General features: G+C 60.2%; 15 protein-coding genes. 11 read left to right on the top strand and 4 right to left on the bottom strand.

What is annotated here, in order from left to right:
- The first annotated feature begins 3 nt into the window (after positions 1 to 3).
- From rpsA to NQ018_RS06735, 6 genes are all read left to right on the top strand, one after another.
- Positions 4 to 1,467, top strand: a complete 1,464-nt coding sequence (gene rpsA / locus NQ018_RS06710; RefSeq protein ID WP_257059813.1) for a 30S ribosomal protein S1 — start codon at positions 4 to 6, stop codon at positions 1,465 to 1,467.
- Positions 1,468 to 1,811: 344 nt separating this feature from the next.
- Complete coding sequence (locus tag NQ018_RS06715; protein ID WP_257059816.1) at positions 1,812 to 3,854, top strand: glucose PTS transporter subunit IIA; 2,043 nt, start codon at positions 1,812 to 1,814, stop codon at positions 3,852 to 3,854.
- Between the two features lie 84 nt (positions 3,855 to 3,938).
- The gene (coaE, locus tag NQ018_RS06720) at positions 3,939 to 4,556 is read left to right on the top strand and encodes a dephospho-CoA kinase (RefSeq protein WP_257059818.1); all 618 of its coding nucleotides are present in this window, start codon (positions 3,939 to 3,941) and stop codon (positions 4,554 to 4,556) included.
- 115 nt (positions 4,557 to 4,671) lie between these two features.
- Positions 4,672 to 6,774, top strand: coding sequence for an excinuclease ABC subunit UvrB (uvrB, locus tag NQ018_RS06725; RefSeq protein WP_257059820.1), 2,103 nt, complete (start codon positions 4,672 to 4,674; stop codon positions 6,772 to 6,774).
- 221 nt (positions 6,775 to 6,995) lie between these two features.
- Positions 6,996 to 7,436, top strand: a complete 441-nt coding sequence (locus NQ018_RS06730; RefSeq protein WP_257038309.1) for a universal stress protein — start codon at positions 6,996 to 6,998, stop codon at positions 7,434 to 7,436.
- A 352-nt stretch (positions 7,437 to 7,788) separates the two neighbouring features.
- A complete protein-coding gene (locus NQ018_RS06735; protein WP_257059822.1) occupies positions 7,789 to 8,652 on the top strand; it encodes an alpha/beta fold hydrolase in 864 nt (287 codons plus the stop codon).
- A gap of 7 nt (positions 8,653 to 8,659) precedes the next feature.
- Here NQ018_RS06735 and NQ018_RS06740 read toward each other — a convergent pair whose 3' ends face one another.
- From NQ018_RS06740 to NQ018_RS06750, 3 genes are all read right to left on the bottom strand, one after another.
- Positions 8,660 to 11,074 (bottom strand): HelD family protein, encoded by a 2,415-nt coding sequence (locus NQ018_RS06740; protein ID WP_507134257.1) that lies wholly within the window; start codon positions 11,072 to 11,074, stop codon positions 8,660 to 8,662.
- Between the two features lie 153 nt (positions 11,075 to 11,227).
- Complete coding sequence (locus NQ018_RS06745; protein WP_257038312.1) at positions 11,228 to 12,181, bottom strand: DoxX family protein; 954 nt, start codon at positions 12,179 to 12,181, stop codon at positions 11,228 to 11,230.
- A gap of 336 nt (positions 12,182 to 12,517) precedes the next feature.
- Entirely contained in the window at positions 12,518 to 13,186 is a 669-nt protein-coding gene (locus NQ018_RS06750; RefSeq protein WP_257059826.1) for an MBL fold metallo-hydrolase, read from the bottom strand.
- A gap of 186 nt (positions 13,187 to 13,372) precedes the next feature.
- Here NQ018_RS06750 and uvrA point away from each other — a divergent pair, with 186 nt between their 5' ends.
- On the top strand, positions 13,373 to 16,222 hold the full coding sequence (gene uvrA, locus NQ018_RS06755; RefSeq protein WP_257059827.1) for an excinuclease ABC subunit UvrA: 2,850 nt from the start codon (positions 13,373 to 13,375) through the stop codon (positions 16,220 to 16,222).
- Here the strand turns inward: uvrA and NQ018_RS06760 are convergent.
- Complete coding sequence (locus tag NQ018_RS06760) at positions 16,200 to 18,320, bottom strand: DUF2339 domain-containing protein (protein WP_257059829.1); 2,121 nt, start codon at positions 18,318 to 18,320, stop codon at positions 16,200 to 16,202. The two genes, uvrA and NQ018_RS06760, sit on opposite strands and share 23 nt — an antisense overlap.
- Before the next feature lie 364 nt (positions 18,321 to 18,684).
- On the opposite strand from NQ018_RS06760, the gene infC reads away from it, so the two are divergent.
- From infC to NQ018_RS06780, 4 genes are all read left to right on the top strand, one after another.
- Positions 18,685 to 19,206 (top strand): translation initiation factor IF-3, encoded by a 522-nt coding sequence (infC, locus tag NQ018_RS06765; protein ID WP_257038337.1) that lies wholly within the window; start codon positions 18,685 to 18,687, stop codon positions 19,204 to 19,206.
- Between the two features lie 31 nt (positions 19,207 to 19,237).
- Entirely contained in the window at positions 19,238 to 19,432 is a 195-nt protein-coding gene (gene rpmI, locus NQ018_RS06770) for a 50S ribosomal protein L35 (RefSeq protein WP_257038316.1), read from the top strand.
- Between the two features lie 92 nt (positions 19,433 to 19,524).
- The gene (rplT, locus tag NQ018_RS06775; protein WP_257038317.1) at positions 19,525 to 19,908 is read left to right on the top strand and encodes a 50S ribosomal protein L20; all 384 of its coding nucleotides are present in this window, start codon (positions 19,525 to 19,527) and stop codon (positions 19,906 to 19,908) included.
- A 247-nt stretch (positions 19,909 to 20,155) separates the two neighbouring features.
- Complete coding sequence (locus NQ018_RS06780; RefSeq protein WP_257059868.1) at positions 20,156 to 20,968, top strand: TrmH family RNA methyltransferase; 813 nt, start codon at positions 20,156 to 20,158, stop codon at positions 20,966 to 20,968.
- Positions 20,969 to 21,015: the final 47 nt, after the last annotated feature.

The following is a 21,015-nucleotide window of genomic DNA, read 5'->3' on the forward strand; positions in this document are numbered from 1 at the left end:
TTAATGCCAACCAACAACGTGCCTCAGGTAGCCATCAACGATATTGGCTCCGCTGAGGATTTCCTCGCTGCTGTCGATGCCACCATCAAGTACTTCAACGATGGTGACATCGTGGAGGGCACCGTGGTCAAGGTTGACCACGATGAGGTTCTGCTCGACATCGGATACAAGACCGAGGGTGTTATCCCATCCCGCGAGCTTTCCATCAAGCATGACGTCGATCCAGACGAGGTTGTCGAGGTCGGCGACCAGATTGACGCACTTGTTCTCACCAAGGAGGACAAGGAAGGTCGCCTGATTCTGTCCAAGAAGCGCGCACAGTACGAGCGTGCATGGGGTGCAATCGAGGACCTCAAGGAGAAGGACGAGGCCGTTACCGGTACCGTCATCGAGGTCGTCAAGGGCGGCCTGATCCTGGACATCGGCCTGCGTGGCTTCCTGCCAGCTTCCCTCGTGGAGATGCGTCGCGTTCGCGACCTCGACCCATACATCGGGCAGCAGCTCGAGGCCAAGATCATCGAGCTGGACAAGCAGCGCAACAACGTGGTGCTTTCCCGCCGTGCATGGCTCGAGCAGACTCAGTCCGAGGTTCGCTCTGAGTTCCTGCACCAGCTTCAGAAGGGCCAGGTCCGCAAGGGCGTTGTGTCCTCCATCGTTAACTTCGGTGCATTCGTGGACCTGGGCGGCGTAGACGGCCTCGTGCACGTCTCCGAGCTTTCCTGGAAGCACATCGATCACCCAACCGAGGTTGTCACCGTTGGTGACGAGGTCACCGTTGAGGTTCTCGACGTTGATCTGGACCGCGAGCGCGTCTCCCTGTCCCTGAAGGCAACCCAAGAGGATCCATGGCGCGTGTTCGCACGCACCCACGCTGTGGGCCAGATCGTGCCAGGCAAGGTCACCAAGCTCGTCCCATTCGGTGCGTTCGTTCGCGTTGAAGAGGGTATCGAGGGCCTCGTTCACATCTCCGAGCTGGCTCAGCGCCACGTGGAGGTTCCAGACCAGGTTGTCACCGTTGGTGACGAGGCCATGGTCAAGGTCATCGACATCGATCTCGAGCGTCGCCGCATCTCCCTGTCCCTGAAGCAGGCTGATGAGGACTACACCGAAGAGTTCGACCCATCCAAGTACGGCATGGCCGACTCCTACGACGAGCAGGGCAACTACATCTTCCCTGAGGGCTTCGACCCAGAGACCAACGAATGGCTCGAGGGCTTCGACGCTCAGCGTCAGGAGTGGGAGGCACGCTACGCAGAGTCCGAGCGTCGCTTCAACCTCCACACCGCTCAGATCGAGCGCTCCCGCGCTGCCGCTGAAGAAGCAGCAGCATCCGGTGAGGCTACCAACTACTCCTCCGAGTCCGCTGAGGCAGCTCCGGCAGCAGACTCCGCAGAGGCAGAGGGTGGTTCCCTGGCTTCCGACGAGCAGCTTGCTGCTCTGCGCGAGAAGCTCGCCGGTGGTGAGTAAACTCTCACAGCAGTGAGCACCTGAGAAAGGGCTGGTTCCGCATTGCGGGCCAGCTCTTTTTGCTGCCTGAAACCCCATGCCCTAAAGCTTTGAAGCCGAGCACTATCGGAATATGTGATTCACTTTGCATTGGGATCCAGAAGTGGCGTGTTCGATTGAATTCACCCGAATGTGCCCGTACACTCAAACCTGTTTCTGCTTTTCTGTTTGTTCAAAAGAGAAAGCCAACAAAAGGGCGCAAGCTCACACGAACAAACACCTATGCAGTCCATACATATAGGGAGATCGCCGGGGTTTTTGAGCCGGTTCTTCCTCACACATAGACAAGAAAGGCTGGTTCTCGGATGGCTTCTGTGAAGCATGTGTCTGAGGAAATCCTGGAAAAGATTGGTGGAGCGGAAAACATTGCGTCTCTCACGCACTGCGCCACCCGCCTACGCTTCCAACTCAATGACCAATCCAAGGCAGATCAACAAGCTCTCGACGCAATCCCTGCAGTTCTCGGCGTAGTTCCTCAGGGTTCTACCGGCATGCAGGTGGTCATGGGCGGCGACGTTGCCAACTACTACCAGGAACTCGTTGCGTTGCCAGGTGTTTCTGGAAGTGCGGAATCCGACGCGCCCAAGGCCGCAGGCAAGAAGGAATACGGCGGCGTACGCGGCAAGTATTCCTGGGTGGACTACTGCTTTGAGTTCCTTTCTGATACGTTCCGCCCGATCCTGTGGGCGCTGCTCGGCGCCTCGCTGATCATCACCATGCTGGTGCTTGCCGATACCTTCGGCTGGCAAGACTTCCGCGCCCCAATGGAAGAGCAGCCAGCAACCTACCAGTTGCTGCACGCAATGTGGCGCTCGGTGTTCTACTTCCTGCCAATCATGATTGGCGCCACCGCAGCGAAGAAGCTGGGGGCCAACGAGTGGGTTGGTGCGGCGATTCCTGCGGCCTTGCTCACGCCGGAATTCCTGGCCATGGGCTCCGCTGGCGACGTCGTTGATGTGTTCGGCTTGCCTCTGGTGATCAATGACTACGGCGGACAGGTGTTCCCACCGCTGATCGCCGCGATCGGCCTGTTCTGGGTGGAAAAGGGCCTGAAGAAGCTCATCCCGGGCTCGGTGCAGATGGTGTTCGTGCCGTTCTTCTCCCTGCTCATCATGATCCCGCTGACTGCGTTCCTGCTCGGCCCATTCGGCATCGGCATTGGTAACGGCATTTCCAACTTCCTCTACGCGGTCAATGACTTCTCGCCATTCATCCTGGCGATCATCATTCCGCTGCTGTACCCATTCCTCGTGCCACTCGGCCTGCACTGGCCACTCAACGCCATCATGGTGCAGAACCTCGCCGTGCTTGGCTACGACTTCATCCAGGGCCCAATGGGTGCGTGGAACTTCGCCTGCTTCGGTGTGGTCACCGGCGTGATGGTGGTGTCCATGCGCGAGGGCAACAGGCAGATGCGCCAGGTCTCCATGGGTGGCATGATGGCTGGCCTGCTCGGTGGTATTTCCGAGCCATCCCTCTACGGCGTACTCCTGCGCTTCCGCAAGACCTACTTCCGCCTCTTGCCAGGCTGTTTTGTGGGCGGCGTGATCATGGGTCTGTTCAACGTGAAGGCCTCCGCATTCGTGTTCACCTCCTTGCTCACCATCCCAGCGATGGAGCCAATGGGTGGCTACGCAATCGGTATCGCCGCAGCATTCTTCACCTCCTTCTTCTTGGTGGTCTTCCTGGACTACCGCTCCAAGGAGGAAAAGGCTGACGCACTGGCACAGCTTGCACGCCAGAGCGAGGTTGAGGAATCCCCAGTGATCCCAGAAGCCACCCCAGCTACCACTTCCGCTTTCGCTGCAGCTCCTGTTGCCGCCACCACCGCGGGCGCCGCTACCGCAACTGCAGTTGCAGACACCCCAGTCAAGACCGCATTCGAGCCAGGCACCGTCACCCAGATCACCAGCCCACTGGAGGGTCAGGCGGTTGCACTCAGCGAGGTCCCAGACCCAATCTTTGCCACTGCTAAGCTCGGCCAGGGCGTTGCAGTGATCCCAAGCGGCACCGAGGTTGTTGCGCCTGCCGACGCCACCGTGATCGCCGTGCAAAAGTCTGGCCACGCTGTAGGTCTGCGCTTGGACAGCGGCGTGGAGCTGCTGGTCCACGTTGGTATTGACACCGTCCAGCTCGGCGGCGAAGGCTTCACCGTTCACGTGGCCCGCAAGGACCGTGTGAGCGCCGGTGACAAGCTGATCAGCTTTGATCCAAAGTTCATTGAATCTAAGGGCTACAACCTGATCACCCCAGTGCTCGTGACCAACACCGCGAAGTTCGCTGAGGTGCAGGGACGCCCAGCACCAGCAGTTGGCGCAGACACCGTGGTGATTGAAACACGCGCATAGGTCAAGCATTACCTGCTGCTGAGCCGCGGCATCGCCGCCCACATACATGGGCGAGGTGCCGCGGTTTTGCGCTTTAATGGTTGCATGACTGTTCTTGGAATCACCGGCGGCATTGGCAGTGGAAAATCCACTGTGACCAAGGCGCTTGCACAACGCGGCGCTTTGATAGTGGATGCAGATCAGGTGGCACGGTTGGTGATGGAGCCAGGGCACCCGGTGCTGGCCAAGGTGGCCGAGGTGTTTGGTCAGGACATTTTGCAGCCCGATGGCAGCCTTGACCGGGCGCTTCTTGCGCAGCGGGCCTTTGCCTCAACGGAACAGACCGCAAGACTCAACGCCATCACGCACCCCGCAATTGGCGAGCTCATCAGCGAAGAACTCCGAAAGCATAATGCCGCCGCGGCAGCGGATCGAGAGGTGCCCGCGGTAGTACTGGATCACCCTTTGCTGATCGAGTCTGGCGCAATTGCACTGGTGGACAAGGTAGCTGTGGTTGTAGTGGATGTGGAGGAACGCATCCGCAGGCTCGGACAATTCCGCGGAATCAGCGAGGAAGACGCCAAAGCGCGCATTGCCCAGCAGCTTTCTGACGAAGAACGCCTCCAACACGCCGACGTGGTGATTGACAACAACGGCAGCGTGGAGGATCTTGAGTCGCAGGTGGAAGCATTGTGGAACGAGGTGTTTGGCCACGGGAGCTGATCTACAGGTGAGATGAGGAGACGTTGAGCCCAATGCCTGCGGTGATGGGTTGGCGCGTGGGGGCGTCGGAAATCCTGCGTGCAGTCTGCCTGCGAAAGCGCGTACCCTGTAATGCATGGCTTTTGCTGCTGAGTATCCAGAACTTCCGGTGTCCGAGTTTCGTCCCGTGGGGGAGATTGAACGCAGGGACGGCGCTTTTCAGGTTATTTCCGAATACCAACCGGCGGGTGATCAACCTGCGGCAATCGCGGAATTGGATGAGCGTTTGAACCGCGGTGAGCAAGACATTGTGCTGCTGGGCGCAACGGGTACGGGTAAGTCGGCTACAGCTGCGTGGCTCATTGAGAAGCAGCAACGCCCCACGCTGGTGATGGCTCCGAACAAGACGCTGGCGGCGCAATTGGCCAACGAGCTGCGCCAACTACTGCCCAACAACGCGGTGGAATACTTTGTGTCCTACTACGACTACTACCAGCCAGAGGCTTACATCGCGCAGACGGATACCTACATTGAAAAGGATTCCTCCATCAACGACGATGTGGAGCGCCTGCGCCACCGCGCTACAAGCTCGCTGCTTTCCCGACGCGACGTGGTGGTGGTGAGCTCCGTTTCCTGCATCTATGGCCTGGGCACGCCGCAGTCTTATCTGGATCGTTCCGTAGTTTTGGAAGTAGGTGAGGAAGTGGAGCGCGACCGCTTCCTCCGCCTGCTTGTGGATATCCAATACGACCGCAATGATGTGGGCTTTACCCGCGGCGCTTTCCGGGTGAAGGGTGACACGGTGGACATCATCCCCGCCTATGAAGAGGTAGCCGTGCGGGTAGAGTTCTTTGGCGATGAAATTGATGCGCTGTACTACATTCACCCGCTTACCGGTGACGTGATCCGCCAGGTAGACACGGTCCGGATCTTCCCAGCCACCCACTATGTGGCCAGCCCGGAGCGGATGGAAAAGGCTGTTGAGGCAATCAAGGAGGAGCTGGGCGAGCGCCTTGAGGACCTGGAAAACCGAGGGAAGCTGCTCGAGGCGCAGCGCCTGCGGATGCGCACGGAGTATGACCTGGAAATGATCGAACAAGTGGGTTTTTGCTCCGGCATTGAGAACTATTCCCGCCACCTGGACGGGCGGCCTGCGGGCTCCGCGCCGGCCACGCTGCTGGATTACTTCCCAGAGGACTTCCTCACGATCATTGACGAGTCTCACGTCACCGTGCCGCAGATTGGTGGCATGTTTGAGGGCGATATGTCCCGTAAACGCAACCTCGTGGAGTTCGGTTTCCGCCTCCCCTCAGCGCTGGACAACCGCCCGCTGCGCTGGGAGGAGTTTGAGCAGCGCGTGGGGCAGACCGTCTACCTTTCCGCAACCCCTGGTGATTACGAGATGGCCGCCGCTGGCGGCGAGTTTGTGGAGCAGGTTATTCGCCCAACGGGGCTCGTAGATCCGCTGATCACCGTGAAGCCCACCAAGGGGCAGATCGACGACCTCATTGAGGAAATCCGCAAACGCACCGCCAAGGACGAACGCGTCCTGGTGACCACCCTGACCAAAAAGATGGCCGAAGACCTCACCGACTACCTGCTGGAACACGGGGTAAAGGTCCGCTATCTGCACTCGGACATTGATACCCTGCAGCGAGTGGAGCTGCTGCGCCAACTCAGGCTCGGTGAATACGACGTGCTGGTGGGCATCAACCTGCTGCGCGAGGGCCTGGACCTGCCCGAAGTCTCCCTGGTAGCAATCCTTGATGCGGACAAAGAAGGCTTCCTGCGTTCCACCCGTTCGCTCATCCAAACCATCGGCCGTGCCGCGCGTAACGTCTCCGGCGAGGTAATCATGTACGCGGACAAGATCACGGACTCCATGGCGTACGCAATCGAGGAGACCCAACGCCGCCGCGAAAAGCAGATCGCCTATAACACCGAGCACGGCATTGACCCGCAGCCACTGCGCAAGAAAATCGCCGACATCTTGGATCAAGTGCAAGAATCACAGTCCAGCGAAGATAGGGGCTCGCTCACATCCGACGTCGCCGTGGCGCAAGACCAGCGCGACGTCTCCCAGATGCCCACTGAGCAGGTACAGCAGCTAATCGACGACCTCACCGCCCAGATGGGCGAGGCTGCGCGGGAGCTTAAGTTCGAACTCGCCGGACGTTTGCGTGACGAGATCGCAGACCTGCGCAAGGAATTGCGCAGTCTCAAAGACGCCGGGATGTAGCCTGCAGGTGAGCGAAGGGCCACGCGGTGGTGTGGAACTCGCTACACTGTGAGACAACGTGAATCTCCCACCGGAGGTAACCAAAGGATTCCGGAGATTGCACAACCCCAACCCAGAACTACGGGTTGGGTTCGCGCGGTGTGGGTAGGGATGAGCCCTTCCCAGGATTGCTCCGCGCAGAGAAGATACAACGGATTTTCCAGCGCAGCGAAAGGTTCTCAATGAGTAACTACAGCACCATCGTGGTAGGCACCGATGGTTCCCCTTCCTCCCTTCTTGCCGTTGAGCGAGCAGCACGCATTGCAGCGGCGTTCGATGCCAAGCTGGTGATTGGCTGCGCCTACTACGAGTCCAAGGAAGAGGCTTCCAAGACCCTGCGCCAAGACTCCGTCACCGTCTTGGGCAATGACCCAGCCCAGGAGAACCTGGATAAGGCAGCGGAGCACGCAGCAAATGCCGGGGCCACCAAGGTGGAGACCGAGGTTCGCCCAGGCACCCCTGTAGAGGCTCTGATGGCGATCGTGAACGAGCACCACGCTGATCTGCTGGTTGTGGGCAACCGCGGCATCAACTCCCTGACCGGCCGCCTCCTGGGCTCGGTGCCTGCAGACGTGGCGCGCCAGTCCGATTGTGACGTGATGATTGTCCACACGGTCAAGTAGTTCAGTGATTTAGCTTTTTGCTTGAGAAGCGGCTCCAGTTTGTGAGTGGCCGCGCAGACGCCCCGCCCCCCGTTCACACCGGCGGGGCGTTTTTCATTGCTGCGCATTGGTGCTGTTCCGGTATCGCAGTGTTGCTCACTTCAGGGTAAAGGGGCGCCAGCCTGCGCAACTTGAGGGAGCATCTTTGCACTTCAGGTGGGATTTCTTTAAGGGAATTCGCATGCTTTTGCCTACAAATGCACCCTTGTGTTCCAGGCCACACTCCAACTAGCCTTGCGGCAAGCAACCACGCAGTGCTCACTGCGGTGAGAACCCCAATAAGGACACCGGTATAAACGAGGAGAGTCTTATCATGGCGCAGCAACACAACATCGCTCAAGCAGAAGCTCAGCAGCCCTACCTGCGGGTGGGCAGCGGCCCACGCGTGGTGGTTGCGTTAAGCGGTTGGTTTGGCCATGGTGCCGATTGGGGCTTTTGGCAGGAGGTGCTGGACCAGGAGAACTTCACTTGGATTTTCCCTGACTACCGTGGATACGGCGCACGCATTGACGTCCCAGGAAACTACAGCCTGGATGAGGTCAGCGACGACACCCTTGCGCTCATCGCCCAACTCCAAACCGAGGGTGTGCTCACCGAGGCTACACCGTTGGTCCTGCTTGGCCACACGATGGGCGGGGTGTATATGCAGCACACGCTTCTGAAGCTGCGCCAGGGCGGGGGAGAAGAGGAGCATGCCTCTCTTCCGCAGGTGGCAGCCATAGTTGGGCTCAATCCTGTAGGGGCGCTCGGCTCCACCATGCCTGAACAGGCCTTTGCGTTCTACTCCACTGCAGGTGAACAGCCGCAGACCAGGCGCGCGATCATGGATATGCTCACAGGGAACCGTCTGAGCGGCACCTGGCTGGACCAGATGATGCACAGTTCAGCGGAGCATTCCCGCGGGGAAGCCGTGGACGGCTATTTTCAGTCTTGGGTTCGTGCCAACTTCTTGGAGGAACTTGGCACCGTAGACATCCCCGCGCTTGTGATCGTCGGCGCGCATGACCGCGCCATCACCGCCGAGGCCGTGTCCAAGACCTACGGAAGCACCTACCCAGACTGCACGATCCTGGAGCTTCCCGACGCCGGGCACTACGTCATGCAGGAAGCCCCACTGCGGGTCGCGGCTGAGGTGGAGCGCTTCTTGCTCGAAAAGCTCGCGGCTCCAACCGGCTAATGGGCGGTTAATCCAGCACGGGCATTTGACCGCACACGGTTAACGTTTGGGTGGCTCGGGTGAGTGCTACGTAGAGGTCTTGCCACCCTTGGGGTGATTCACTCACGATCTGCGCGGGCTCGTGGAGCACTACGTGGTCAAATTCCAGGCCCTTGACCTCAGAAACTGCATACACCTCCACCGCCGGAGCCCCGTCATGCGCTGCCTGTTGGGCGCGGTCACGCAGCTCGGAGACAGCGCTTTCCGCGGCGATCACTGCGCACAATCGCCCAGGGTCTTGGGCAGCCAGGGTGTTTGCTGCTGCAAGCGCGTCACCGTGGGAGTCGGCGTGGGAGTCGGCGTGGGAAAACATCCGCACCGAATCGGGTTCGCTGCGTAGCGCTGTGGCGTGTGGTGCGTTGGGTGCGTACACCTTAAGGACCTGGTTGGCCAGGTCCATGATTTCCGCTGGGGTGCGGTAGTTCACGGTGAGTGCGTGTTTACGGAAGCGGTTGGCAACGTAGGGTGCGAGCGTTTCCTCCCAGGAGTCCACGCCGGCGGGGGAGCTGGTTTGGGAGGTGTCACCAACCAGGGTCATCCAACGGGAGGGCGAGCGCCGCATAATCATGCGCCACTCCATAGGGGTGAGCTCCTGGGCCTCATCCACGATCACGTGGCCGTAGGCCCACTGGTGGTCGGCCGCAGCGCGCTGGGCGGTGGTTGCGATCTCCCGGACTTCCTGGCGGCCGGCGAGCGCTTCGGCGTCCAACACATCGTGGGCGGAGAGGATTTCCGCGTCGGTTTCATCATCCAAGTCCGTGTTCGCGGAACCGCGGAGGATTTCCAGGGCGTCCTCGGCGTCTTGGAGCTGCTCGCGCCACTTGGCCTCTGCCTGGGCGGCGGCGTCCTCCGGAGTGAGTATGCCGATTTTGGTAGCTAGTTCATCCAGCAAGGCGGCGTCGCTTTCCGCCCATTCAAAAGGGTTGGCGCGCCACAGGGCGGCTTGAGTTTCCTCGTCGTAATCAAAGGCGATCTCAGCAATGAGTGCCTTGCTTCCCAACAGTTCGCCGAGCACCGTGGTGGGCTCCAGCTTTGGCCAGTAGCGCTCGACGAGTTCAGCGACGGCGGGCTCTTCGGCGAGGTCATCATGGAGCTGTGCCACGTCACCTGCGGAAAGCAGGTTCTTGCCGCCAAGGGGGTCGCTGCCGATTTTTGCGGCCATCGCCTGGGCGAGTTCGTCGGTAAGCGCCTCCGCGAAGGCTGGCTGCGCCTCATTGTGGGGTCTGCGGGTGCGCCGTGCGCGAGTTCGCGCCTTTTTCACCATCGCTTCGGTGACCTCAATATCGATGTTGTCTACCAGCAGTACTTCTGGTCGCCCGGATGCCGAGTCGGGGAGGCGTTGGTGGTGCTTCACCAGGCGGTCGAGCAGCGTCACCATTTCCTCGGAGCCCTTCACCTCGCGGGCGAGAAGGCTTTCCTTCGCACCTGCGCCCGATCCATCTGCAGATAGTGCGGATTGGGCGAGTGGCGTGGGCTTCACCCCTGGGTAGAGTTCACCCACGGTGGCCAGAACCACGCCGGTCTCACCGAGCTCGGGGAGCACACGCGAAATATACTCCAAAAACCTGCGGTTCGGACCCACAATGAGCACACCGGTTTTGGCGAGCATCTCTCGCCAGGTGTAGAGCAGGTACGCCACTCGGTGCAGCGCTACCGCGGTTTTGCCGGTGCCGGGGCCGCCTTCAACCACCATGACGCCGCGGTGTTCGTCGCGAATGATCTCGTCCTGCTCACGCTGAATCGTCTGCACGATGGACGCCATGTGCCTTGTGCGCGCCGCGCCGATTGCCCGCAGGAGCGCCTGCTCACCTGCAACGTTGGCGGCTGCGTCGGAAATGCCGGAAGTTGAAGTGGGATCGGCCTGTTGGGGGCCCTCGCCCTCCGAGCCCTGCAGAATCTCCTCATCAACGGCGGTGACTGTTTTGCCGCGGGTGCGGATGTGGCGCCGCGTCTCCACGCCCTCCGGGTGCGCGGTGGTGGCCAGGTAAAAAGGCCTGGCTAGGGGAGCGCGCCAGTCAAGGAGGAGCGAGCGGTAATCGTCTTCCGTTGCGAGCAACCCCATCCTGCCGATGTAGCGGCGATCCACGTTGCTGCGCCCCGGCACAGGATTATCGATGAGGTCAGGGGAATCAGATTGCACGTCGATGCGCCCGAACACGAGCCCGAGCTGGGCAAGGTTGAGCCTGTCAATTTTTTCGTGCAGCCCGTGATACTCCGTCTCGCGTTCCACCAGCGCTTCGGCATCGGGGTTCGCTGGGTCCACACGCAACATCACCTGCCGCAGACGCTCCTGCGCCGCTGCAACCTCGGAGTCCAGCCGATGAAACAGCATGTCAACGTAGGCTTGCTCGGCGGCGATCGGGGAGTGATCTGAAGAAGAAATAGTGCATCCACCTCAAAGAGAATCAGGCAAAGAACTCTGCAAAAAGAAGTGCCAGTGTAGCGCAAAATCAGGCGTTACGACGCGCACAAGCGCCCCACCTCCCGCAGGTTTTGCTGGCGGGGATGGGGCGCTGTGAGGCAGAAATAGTGAGGCTTAGAAGGCCTTCTTCACTCGCTTTTGTGCCTGGGCGAGCTTCTTGTCAGCCTGCTTTTGCAGCTTGTTGGCCTGCTTGGAGGCCTTCTTTGCGGCTGCACCGGTGGACTTCTCAGCCTGGGCCAGCGCATCCACCGCGCGCTGCTGCGCAACGGAAGCCTGCTTCACTACCTTCTTGCGGGCAACCTTGGAATCCTTCTGTGCCTGCTGCAACCAGGAGGAGGCGTCATTCTGGGCGTCCTCGAAGAAGCCGGAGGCACGGTCGGCAGCCTTAGCAAAACCCTTCTTGGCTTGCTCAGCCTGGGTGCCGGCGAAGTCCAACCAGTCATCCTTGTTGTCTTCAACGTAATCCTGCGCCTTGGCGGCGTACTCGGAAACCTTCTCCGAGGCATCGCCGAACCAACCCTTGGCGGAAGCGGCCAAAACGGAGGCATTCTCCTGGGCGGAATCAACGAACTTCTCGGTCTCGCTCTTGGTGGGCAGTGCCTGCTGAATCTGTTTGTTGGCACGCTTCGCAGCGTGGTTTGCGCGCCACTTCAAGCCGGGCTTGCCCTCGGTGTCCAAGCTGGTAATGGCCAGGCCACCGAGCAGTGCGATGCTGGTGAGGAAACCCTGGCGGCGGGCAATCTTTTCTTCCTTTACCTGGGTCTCCCAGAACGCGTGGCGGGCCAGGATGGTGGGAACCGCCAGTACGGCCAAGGTGCCAGCGGAAAGGCGAGGCGCCTTACCCAGGGCGAGCATGGAACCGGCGCCAACTTTCACGCCACCAAGTGCGCGGGTAACCAGCTCCGCATCCTGCGGGAGTTGCTTTGCGTACTTGCGGGGCAGTACGGTGCGGATCTGGCGCAGCACAGCCTTGGTGCCATCAACGTGTGCGTCAGTGTTGATGATGGTGTCTGCGCCATCCGCGATGTAGACGGAGGCAAGTGCCGGGCGAGCGATCTTGCGAATCATTCTCTTCATTCTCCTTTGGTAGCAAACCCTCAAGGGCACAAGGGCATTGCGTAGTATCTGCGTTTCATTTGCACGCCACGCGCGCAATTACCCTTTCAATGGTACAGAGTTTGCAGCGAGCTTGGGTGGGCTGCCTGTGCCACTGGGTTGCCCTTTGGTTGTTGTGAACAGGGGGTTTGTAGGGTGTAGTAGATTTTATGCACACTGGTGCTGGGCTGTGTGGGAATCGGGGTTGCGTGTCGTTTCTTTCCCCTCCGGCGCGCCACCCCGTGTCCCTTTCGGGCCTCGGGATGTGTGGTCTTGGGGGCGTCGGAACCCTTGCGAGGCCCCTTGTTGCTACCAGCGGCGCTCCCACCAGTCTTCGAGCTCGGGGCGCTCCTTGCCCAAGGTTGTGGAGGCGCCGTGGCCGGGGTGAATCACGGTGTTGTCTGGGTATTGGTCAAAGATTTGCTGCTTGACGTCATGGAAGAGCCGCTCAAATTCGCTTTCGCTAGTGGTTTTCCCAAGGCCGCCGGGGAAAAGGCTATCGCCGATGAAGATGTGCGGCACGCCCTCGAGCTCTGCCACCAACGCCGCGCCACCTGGGGTGTGTCCGCGCAAAATGTGGACCTTTAGCTCCCTGCCGGCAAACGGAATGGTGTTGCCCTCATGCAGCTCTACATCCACTTCTGCGGGCAGAGCAGGGGCGTCCAAGAAAGGTGCGTAGTGAGTGGCGCCGGTTGCCGCAAGCACGTCTTTGAGGGCGCGGACATGATCGTGGTGGCGGTGTGTGGTGAGCACAGCGGTGATCTTGACGCCGTGCTGCTCGGCGAGCTGCAGGATAGCGTGTGCGTTGTCCGCGGCGTCTACCAAAAGGGCCTGGCCGGTGTGTTCTGGGTGTGTGCTGTCTGTACTGTCTGTACCCTCCGCTTTGGTGTAGAGCAGGTAGCAGTTATTATCCATGTCCCCAACGGAGATCTGATCGAGGTGAAGCGTTGGCAGGTTGTTGTGCTGTTCGTCGGTCATGGCATTCAGGGTAGTCAGTGGGCGGGACACGCGCCCGAAAACGGCGAATGTGCATGGCTTGGTGCCGTCACTTCGAACAAGTGTATGATAGCGGGGGTGTGTGGGCGGAGTGTCCGTGGACGCAATAGCGTTTTCGGAGAGCCCGCCCCGGGAAGAACAAAGCAAAAAGTAAAGGGAAGAAACTACGTGGCTGACCGTCTCATTGTCCGTGGCGCACGCGAGCACAACCTCAAGGGTGTAGATATTGACCTGCCTCGTGATTCGCTCGTGGTGTTTACGGGCCTTTCCGGCTCAGGAAAGTCTTCGCTGGCCTTTGACACGATCTTTGCCGAAGGCCAACGCCGCTACGTGGAATCCCTCAGCGCATATGCCCGCCAGTTCCTGGGGCAAATGGACAAGCCAGACGTGGATTTCATTGAGGGGCTTTCCCCGGCGGTATCCATTGATCAAAAATCCACCAACCGCAACCCACGTTCCACCGTCGGCACCATCACGGAGGTGTATGACTACCTTCGTTTGCTCTACGCGCGCGCCGGTACCGCGCACTGCCCGGAATGTGACGCCGTGATCTCCCGGCAGACCCCGCAGCAAATTGTGGACCAGGTCCTGGAAATGGAAGAAGGGCTGAAATTTCAGGTCCTCGCGCCGGTGGTGCGCACCCGGAAGGGCGAGTTCGTGGACCTCTTCCAAGACCTCGCGGCGCAAGGCTTCTCCCGCGTGCGCGTTGACGGCGAGGTGTACCAGCTTTCCAGCCCACCCACGCTAGAAAAGCAAATCAAGCATGACATCGACGTTGTGGTGGACCGCCTCCAGGTGAAGGCATCCCAAAGCCAGCGTCTCACGGATTCAGTGGAAACCGCCCTCAAGCTTGCCGATGGCGTGGTTGCGCTGGAATTCGTGGACTTAGAAGGGGCCGAACGTGTGCGCCGCTTCAGTGAGAAGATGGCGTGCCCCAACGGCCACCCCATTGGTGTGGATGAGCTGGAACCTCGATCCTTCTCTTTCAACTCTCCCTATGGTGCGTGCCCCGTATGTGATGGCTTGGGTACCCGCCTTGAAGTTGATGTGGACCTGGTGATCCCGGATAAAGACGCCCCGCTGATCAAAGCAATCCAACCCTGGCAGGTTGGTGCTGGTGAGGGCTACTACAACAAACTTCTCACCGCCTTTGCTGCGGTGTTGGGGGTAGACCCGAACACCCCATTCAGCGAGCTCAGCAAACAACAGCAGAAGCAGGTTCTCCACGGTTCCAAAGACAACGTGACCGTGCGCTACAAGAACCGCTTTGGCCGCACACGGACCTACAACTCTGCGTTCGAAGGCGCGCTGCCGTCGTTGGAACGGCGCCTGGAGAATACAGATTCCGAAGCACAGAAAGATCGCCTCCTGGAGTACATGCGCGAAGTGCCGTGTAAGGCCTGCTCAGGCGCTCGCCTGCGTCCGGAGATCTTGAGTGTTCGGCTGGCGTCTGAGAACCACGGTGAAAAGTCCATCGCGGACCTGGCGGCACTTTCCGTGGAAGGCGCCTCTGAATTCCTGGACGACCTCAAGCTGGGCGCGCGTGAAGAAATGATCGCCGGCGCGGTCCTCAAGGAAATTCAAGCGCGCCTGCGCTTCCTTTTGGACGTTGGCCTGAACTACCTCAGCTTGAGCCGCGCCGCCGGCACGCTCTCTGGCGGTGAGGCGCAGCGCATCCGCCTGGCAACGCAAATCGGTTCCGGTTTGGCAGGCGTGCTCTACGTGTTGGATGAGCCTTCCATTGGCCTGCACCAGCGCGACAACCAGCGGCTCATCCAAACGCTGGAGCGCCTCCGCGATATTGGTAACACCCTGATTGTGGTGGAGCATGATGAGGACACCATCAAGGCTGCAGACTGGCTGGTGGACATCGGCCCCAAGGCCGGCGAATATGGTGGCGAGGTGGTCTACCAAGGTGCTCCGGAAGGCATTGGAAGCTGCGAGGATTCCATTACCGGTGCCTACATTTCCGGAAAGCGGGTATTGGGGGTTCCTGAACAGCGCCGCGAAGTAGATCCCGAGCGCATGCTCAAGGTGGTTGGTGCCAAAGAAAACAACCTGCGCGGCATCGACGTAGAACTTCCCCTCGGCGTGCTCACCTGCGTGACTGGCGTTTCCGGTTCGGGCAAGTCCACCGTGGTGAACCAAATCTTGGCTAAGACTCTCGCGAACAAGCTCAACCGGGCTCGCCAGGTGCCTGGCCGAGCCGTGCGAGTGGAAGGCGTGGAGCACCTGGACAAGTTGGTGCAGGTGGATCAGTCGCCAATTGGGCGCACCCCACGCTCCAACCCCGCCACCTACACTGGTGTGTTTGACAAGGTCCGCACATTGTTCGCGGAAACTCAAGAGGCCAAAGTCCGCGGGTACAAGCCGGGGCGCTTCTCCTTCAACGTGAAGGGTGGGCGCTGCGAAGCGTGCCAGGGTGACGGCACCTTGAAGATTGAGATGAACTTCCTGCCGGACGTATACGTTCCCTGCGAGGTGTGCCACGGGCAGCGCTACAACCGCGAAACCTTGGAAGTGCGCTACAAGGGGAAGAACATCGCGGAGGTGCTGGACATGCCCATCGCTGAAGCTGCGGAGTTCTTTGAACCAATCACCTCAATCCACCGCTACCTGAACACCCTCACGGAAGTGGGCCTTGGGTACGTGCGCCTGGGGCAGTCCGCCACCACGCTTTCCGGTGGTGAGGCGCAACGCGTGAAGCTCGCCTCCGAGCTGCAAAAACGCTCCAACGGGCGCACCGTTTACATCCTGGATGAGCCAACAACCGGTCTGCACTTTGAAGACATCCGCAAACTTATGTTGGTAATCCAAAGCCTCGTGGACAAGGGCAATTCTGTGATTGTGATCGAGCACAACCTCGACGTAATCAAGGCAGCAGACTGGATCGTGGACATGGGGCCAGAAGGTGGCGCTGGCGGCGGAACTGTGGTTGCCCAAGGCACTCCTGAAGAAGTGGCCAAGGTTGCCGGTTCCTACACCGGGCAATTCCTTAAGCCTCTGCTTCAGGTGTAGCCGCCGCCTCAGGCTTCACCTCAGTGTCGCTTGGGGAAGTAGGGCGTCTCAGGGCGTCGTCACGCGAACGTTGAATCGCCGTGACCAGCAGCAGCACGCCACACACGAGGAATGCCACGGTGCGTGGGACGCCGGAAATGGCGGCGAGGTCAAAGAACACCAGCTTGACGGTGCCTGCGACCGCCAAGAAGGTGCCAACCGCCAGTGACGCGCGGCGCTTGGCCAACGCCCAGGTTGCCACGCCGATCCAGCCCACCGACGTCAGCGCGTGCGCCGCGTAGAACGCCGTCCATGTGGAGCCCCTGCTTGCAATCGGGCCGCTGATGCCGCCGTCGAGCACCATCGCGCCCAGCGGGGTGATGATGCCCACCACTGCGAATGCCGTAGCGCTCAGAGCCAACAGCCCAAGGCTGATCTTCCAAATGTCGCTGAGTTGGCGGATCACTGGCATACGGGAGACGATCGCCGCGATGATCACCAGGAAACTCAGGCCGGCGAGCAGTGCAAATGGATTGCGTAGGGGATCGATGCTCCAACCCACCACTGCCTGGAGGAAGCGATCCATCACCACAACCACCGCAAAGCACCAGGCCACCAGCACCCATGCGGCGTGCTTGAGGTACTTGGGTTGCAGGAAGGTGTAGGTTACGCAGGCAAGCGCCAACGGCAAAGCGATGGGCCGCAGCCAATCCAGCCACGTTGGCAAGAACTCCAGCGCGCGAACCAACGGTAGGATGGCCAACACCCACAACAGCGGGTGTCCGTTGGCGGCAACCCAACCGGCAATCAGCAGTACCCCGAGGAACACCGCTAGCCCAGGGCCATTGCTGAACACCGGGTAGAGCGCTACAAATGGCACCAAAAGCAGGGCCCAAATCTTTGTGCCGGAGCGCGGGGGTGCAAGCAGTGCGAGGCGAGCCACTGCCGGAATTCCGGATGCTGCGCCCGGTCCTGAACCAGACGATCCCTGGGCCGTACCCTGCGGATGGGCCTGGGTGTGGGCGTTCGGCATCCGCCACACGGTGGTGTAGCAGGCAAACAGCACAGCAACAAACAGGCAGTAGGTCCAGCCCCGGAAAGCGGTGATGTCACCGAACATGGTGATCCAGCCGATTGTTGCCAACAGTAGCGTGGCTGAAACATATGCACCGAACAGTGCTTGCCCTGGGCCATTGGTGGGGCGTGCCGACGCCAGTGCGAAATTCCCGGCATGAGGTGCGGTATCGCGGTCCCCGCCAGCCGTGCCGCCATCCACCGGCAAATCCTGCGGGTAGCGCAGCACCGTTTGAAGAAGAAGCAGGGCAGCAAAAATGCCAAGCGGGTACCAGGCCTCAGCCGCCTGGTCGCGGCCGGTGAAATCGGCTGTGGCCTGCGCTCCGTACAACCACATGCCCTGCAGCGTGCTGATGATCGCAGTACCGATACTCAATACCCGGTTGCGCCACAGATGTGCGAACACCAAAGCAACCACGCCGAGCAGCAAACTCAGTAACGCAAGCGTGTCCTGACCAATCCAGTGCACAATGGCGTGCGCTGCTTGCAAACTCAGCAGCAAACCCACGAGTCCGGTCCACCACGTTGACGCCAGCGCCGGCGTGCGGAACTTCCGCGCGTGCAGCCAAAAAGTACTGCCAAACACCGCGGCGCTCAGCAGCAGCGCGAGCGCCACCAGCATCCCGGTGGTCACAAAGCCCCGCTCCACACCCAGGGACACCAGGAAACCGAGGCCAAGAACAGTCACGACGCCGCCAAAGGCCCCAAGGAGCCGGGCAAGCTTGGCGTCATCGGCCCACCACTTCGGACCGGAAGAGGAAGAAGCGGCGACCCGTGCACGTGTGATCTCAGGCGACGGCGGGGTGTAGCGTCCCGTGCGGGGGGTGGGAGTAGGAATTGGATGCGCCGCTGCCGCCTCGCTGTGTGTGGCGCTGGGCACGTCGGAACGCTCCTGGGAAACTACCTGTTCCTGCATCTCCTGTATCTGTAGTTCCCTGCGGAGTTCACCGAGTTCGCGTTGGGTGAACGCGAGTTGGGCGAGGGCTCGTTCGAGGCGTGCGCTGATTTCCTGCAGGCTTGGTGGATTGCTCTTGCCGCTGCTCATGGTCCAAAGTATAGGGAAGTATAGGGAAACGCTCCCTACGGCCGGGGAGGTCGCGGTAGACGCGGGCGTGTTGTTTTGCGGTGCGGGCCTGGGGTGTGTTAGTGTTGCTAAGCTACCGCCTAAGCATGGCTTAGGTTGCAAGTGGAGATCATCCCACCCCACGCCGCCAGAGCAATCCGGTTGGCTCAGGGTTCAAACGGTACAGCATGAGAAGTGCTTTATTGTGTTCATGATCTCCCGCTCGGCACGGCCAAGCGGGAATTTTTTCATGGGCGTTGAACTTTGGTTGGGGAATCGGGGAACACTGCAGCTTTGGCTTGCTCGGTAGATCGCATTGAAACATTTTGCTACTTGAGGAGTTCCCATCAGCACTGAAGCTCGCATTAATGAGCGAATCCGTGTTCCCGAGGTCCGTCTCGTTGGCCCTAACGGCGAACAGGTCGGCATTGTCCGGATTGAAGATGCCCGTAAGCTCGCTTACGACGCAGACCTCGATCTCGTTGAGGTGGCGCCTAACGCGAAGCCACCTGTGGCCAAGATCATGGACTACGGAAAGTTCAAGTACGAGCAGGCGCAGAAGGCACGCGAGGCTCGTAAGAACCAGCAGCAGACTGTGGTCAAGGAGCAGAAGTTCCGTCCCAAGATCGATGATCACGATTACGAGACGAAGAAGAACAATGTGATCCGGTTCCTTGAAAAGGGTTCCAAGGTGAAGGTCACCATCATGTTCCGCGGCCGCGAGCAATCCCGCCCCGAACTTGGTTTCCGCCTCCTGGAGCGCCTCGCAGACGACGTTGCAGACTACGGCATCGTCGAGGCCAAGCCGAAGCAAGATGGTCGCAATATGACCATGGTCTTCGGGCCGGTGCGCAAGGGCAAGAAGTAAACACTTTCACAAACTCAAAGGACGAACATCCATGAAGCAGAAGACCCACAAGGGCACCGCGAAGCGCATCAAGGTCACTGGTTCCGGCAAGCTCCGTCGTGAGCAGGCAAACCGACGCCACCTCCTTGAAGGCAAGCCTTCCACTCGTACCCGTCGCCTTAAGGGCACTGAGGATGTAGACAAGGCTGACGTCAAGCGCATCAAGCGCCTGTTGGGCAAGGCTTAACCCTTCCGCCCAAACGGCCGCCTACGCCGCCGAATACGGCACACCATTCTCTTTCCCCCTTTTTCTCAAAATATCGATAAGGAAGTTTCAAAGTGGCACGAGTCAAGCGCGCACTGAACGCTAAGAAGAAGCGTCGCGAAATCCTGAAGGCAGCCAAGGGCTACCGCGGTCAGCGTTCCCGCCTGTACCGCAAGGCCAAGGAGCAGTGGCTGCACTCCCAGACCTACGCATACCGCGATCGCCGCGCCCGCAAGTCTGAGTTCCGCAAGTTGTGGATCACCCGCATCAACGCCGCAGCTCGCATGAACGACATCACCTACAACCGCCTGATCCAGGGCCTCAAGCTCGCTGGCATCGAGGTTGACCGCAAGATCCTCGCCGAGCTCGCCGTGAACGACTTCGCAGCATTCTCCGCTATCTGCGAGGCAGCCAAGGCTGCCCTGCCAGAGGACGTCAACGCTCCAAAGGCTGCCTAATCCTAGGATCAGGCAAGCGTGGCTAGCGAGGCAGCCCCGCAGGCGGGCTGCTGAATGTGCACGAAACGGTGCTTCCCCGAAGTAGGGGAGGCGCCGTTTTCTGCATGTGAAGTGAGGGTTGGGGTTGTGGAGACGGACGTGAGGCCCGGCGGGGGGCGTCGGAAAGGTTTGGAAGCGCCGATCCTCTTGGCGGCACACGCTTAGCGAACAGCGCACACCCACCCTGCTAGCCTTATCCCTTATGAAGGTGGACCTGGACTTTACAACGCCGTTTACAGAACGCACCCCCCGGGTGGTGAACGCCGCGAAACTGCACCGCGCCCAAGCCCGGAAGAAAGCTGGTGCGTTGATTATTGAGGGCGAGAATTCTGTCGAAGCCGCGGTGGCAACCGGGGCGGCAACTGATGTCTATGTCACGGAGGCGGCGGCAGCTCGTTTCCGGGACATTCTCACTGCGGCTGGCCACATGGGGGTGTATGTCCACCCAATTACGGAGCAAGCCGCAAAGCACCTGAGTGACACCGTACAAAGCACCGGAATTTTTGCCACCTGCACGCCGGTTTTGTGGACCATCGGCAAGGCACTCGCGGGTTCCCCAAAGTTGGTGAGCGTTCCCGTGGAAACCAATGACCCCGGAAATGCCGGCACCCTCATTCGCGTTAGTGATGCCGTAGGTGCGGATGCCGTGGTGTTTGCCGGCAACACCGTGGACCCCCAATCCTCGAAGGCGGTGCGTTCCTCGGCGGGATCCATCTTCCATCTCCCAGTAGCCAGGGTGAGCAACACACAGGACGTGCTGGGCAATCTCCGTGCAAAGGGCCTCCAGATTTTGGCCACCACCGCGGGAGGAGAAGTGAACCTCGATGAGGCCGGAGAGCTATTGGAGAAACCAACCGCCTGGTTGTTTGGAAACGAGGCCCGCGGCCTACCGCCAGAGCTGCTGGAAGCAGCAGACCATCGGGTGAGTATTCCGATTCGGGGGCGCGCGGAATCGTTGAATCTGGCTACCGCGGCATCGATCTGCCTCTATGAATCTGCCAAGGCGCTTTTTCGGCAGTAATGCGGGTATGATGTGCAGGTTGAAGCGTGAACCTGCCGGCAACCCTA

Source organism: Corynebacterium kozikiae (genome assembly GCF_024580965.1).
GTDB classification, from domain to species: domain Bacteria; phylum Actinomycetota; class Actinomycetes; order Mycobacteriales; family Mycobacteriaceae; genus Corynebacterium; species Corynebacterium kozikiae.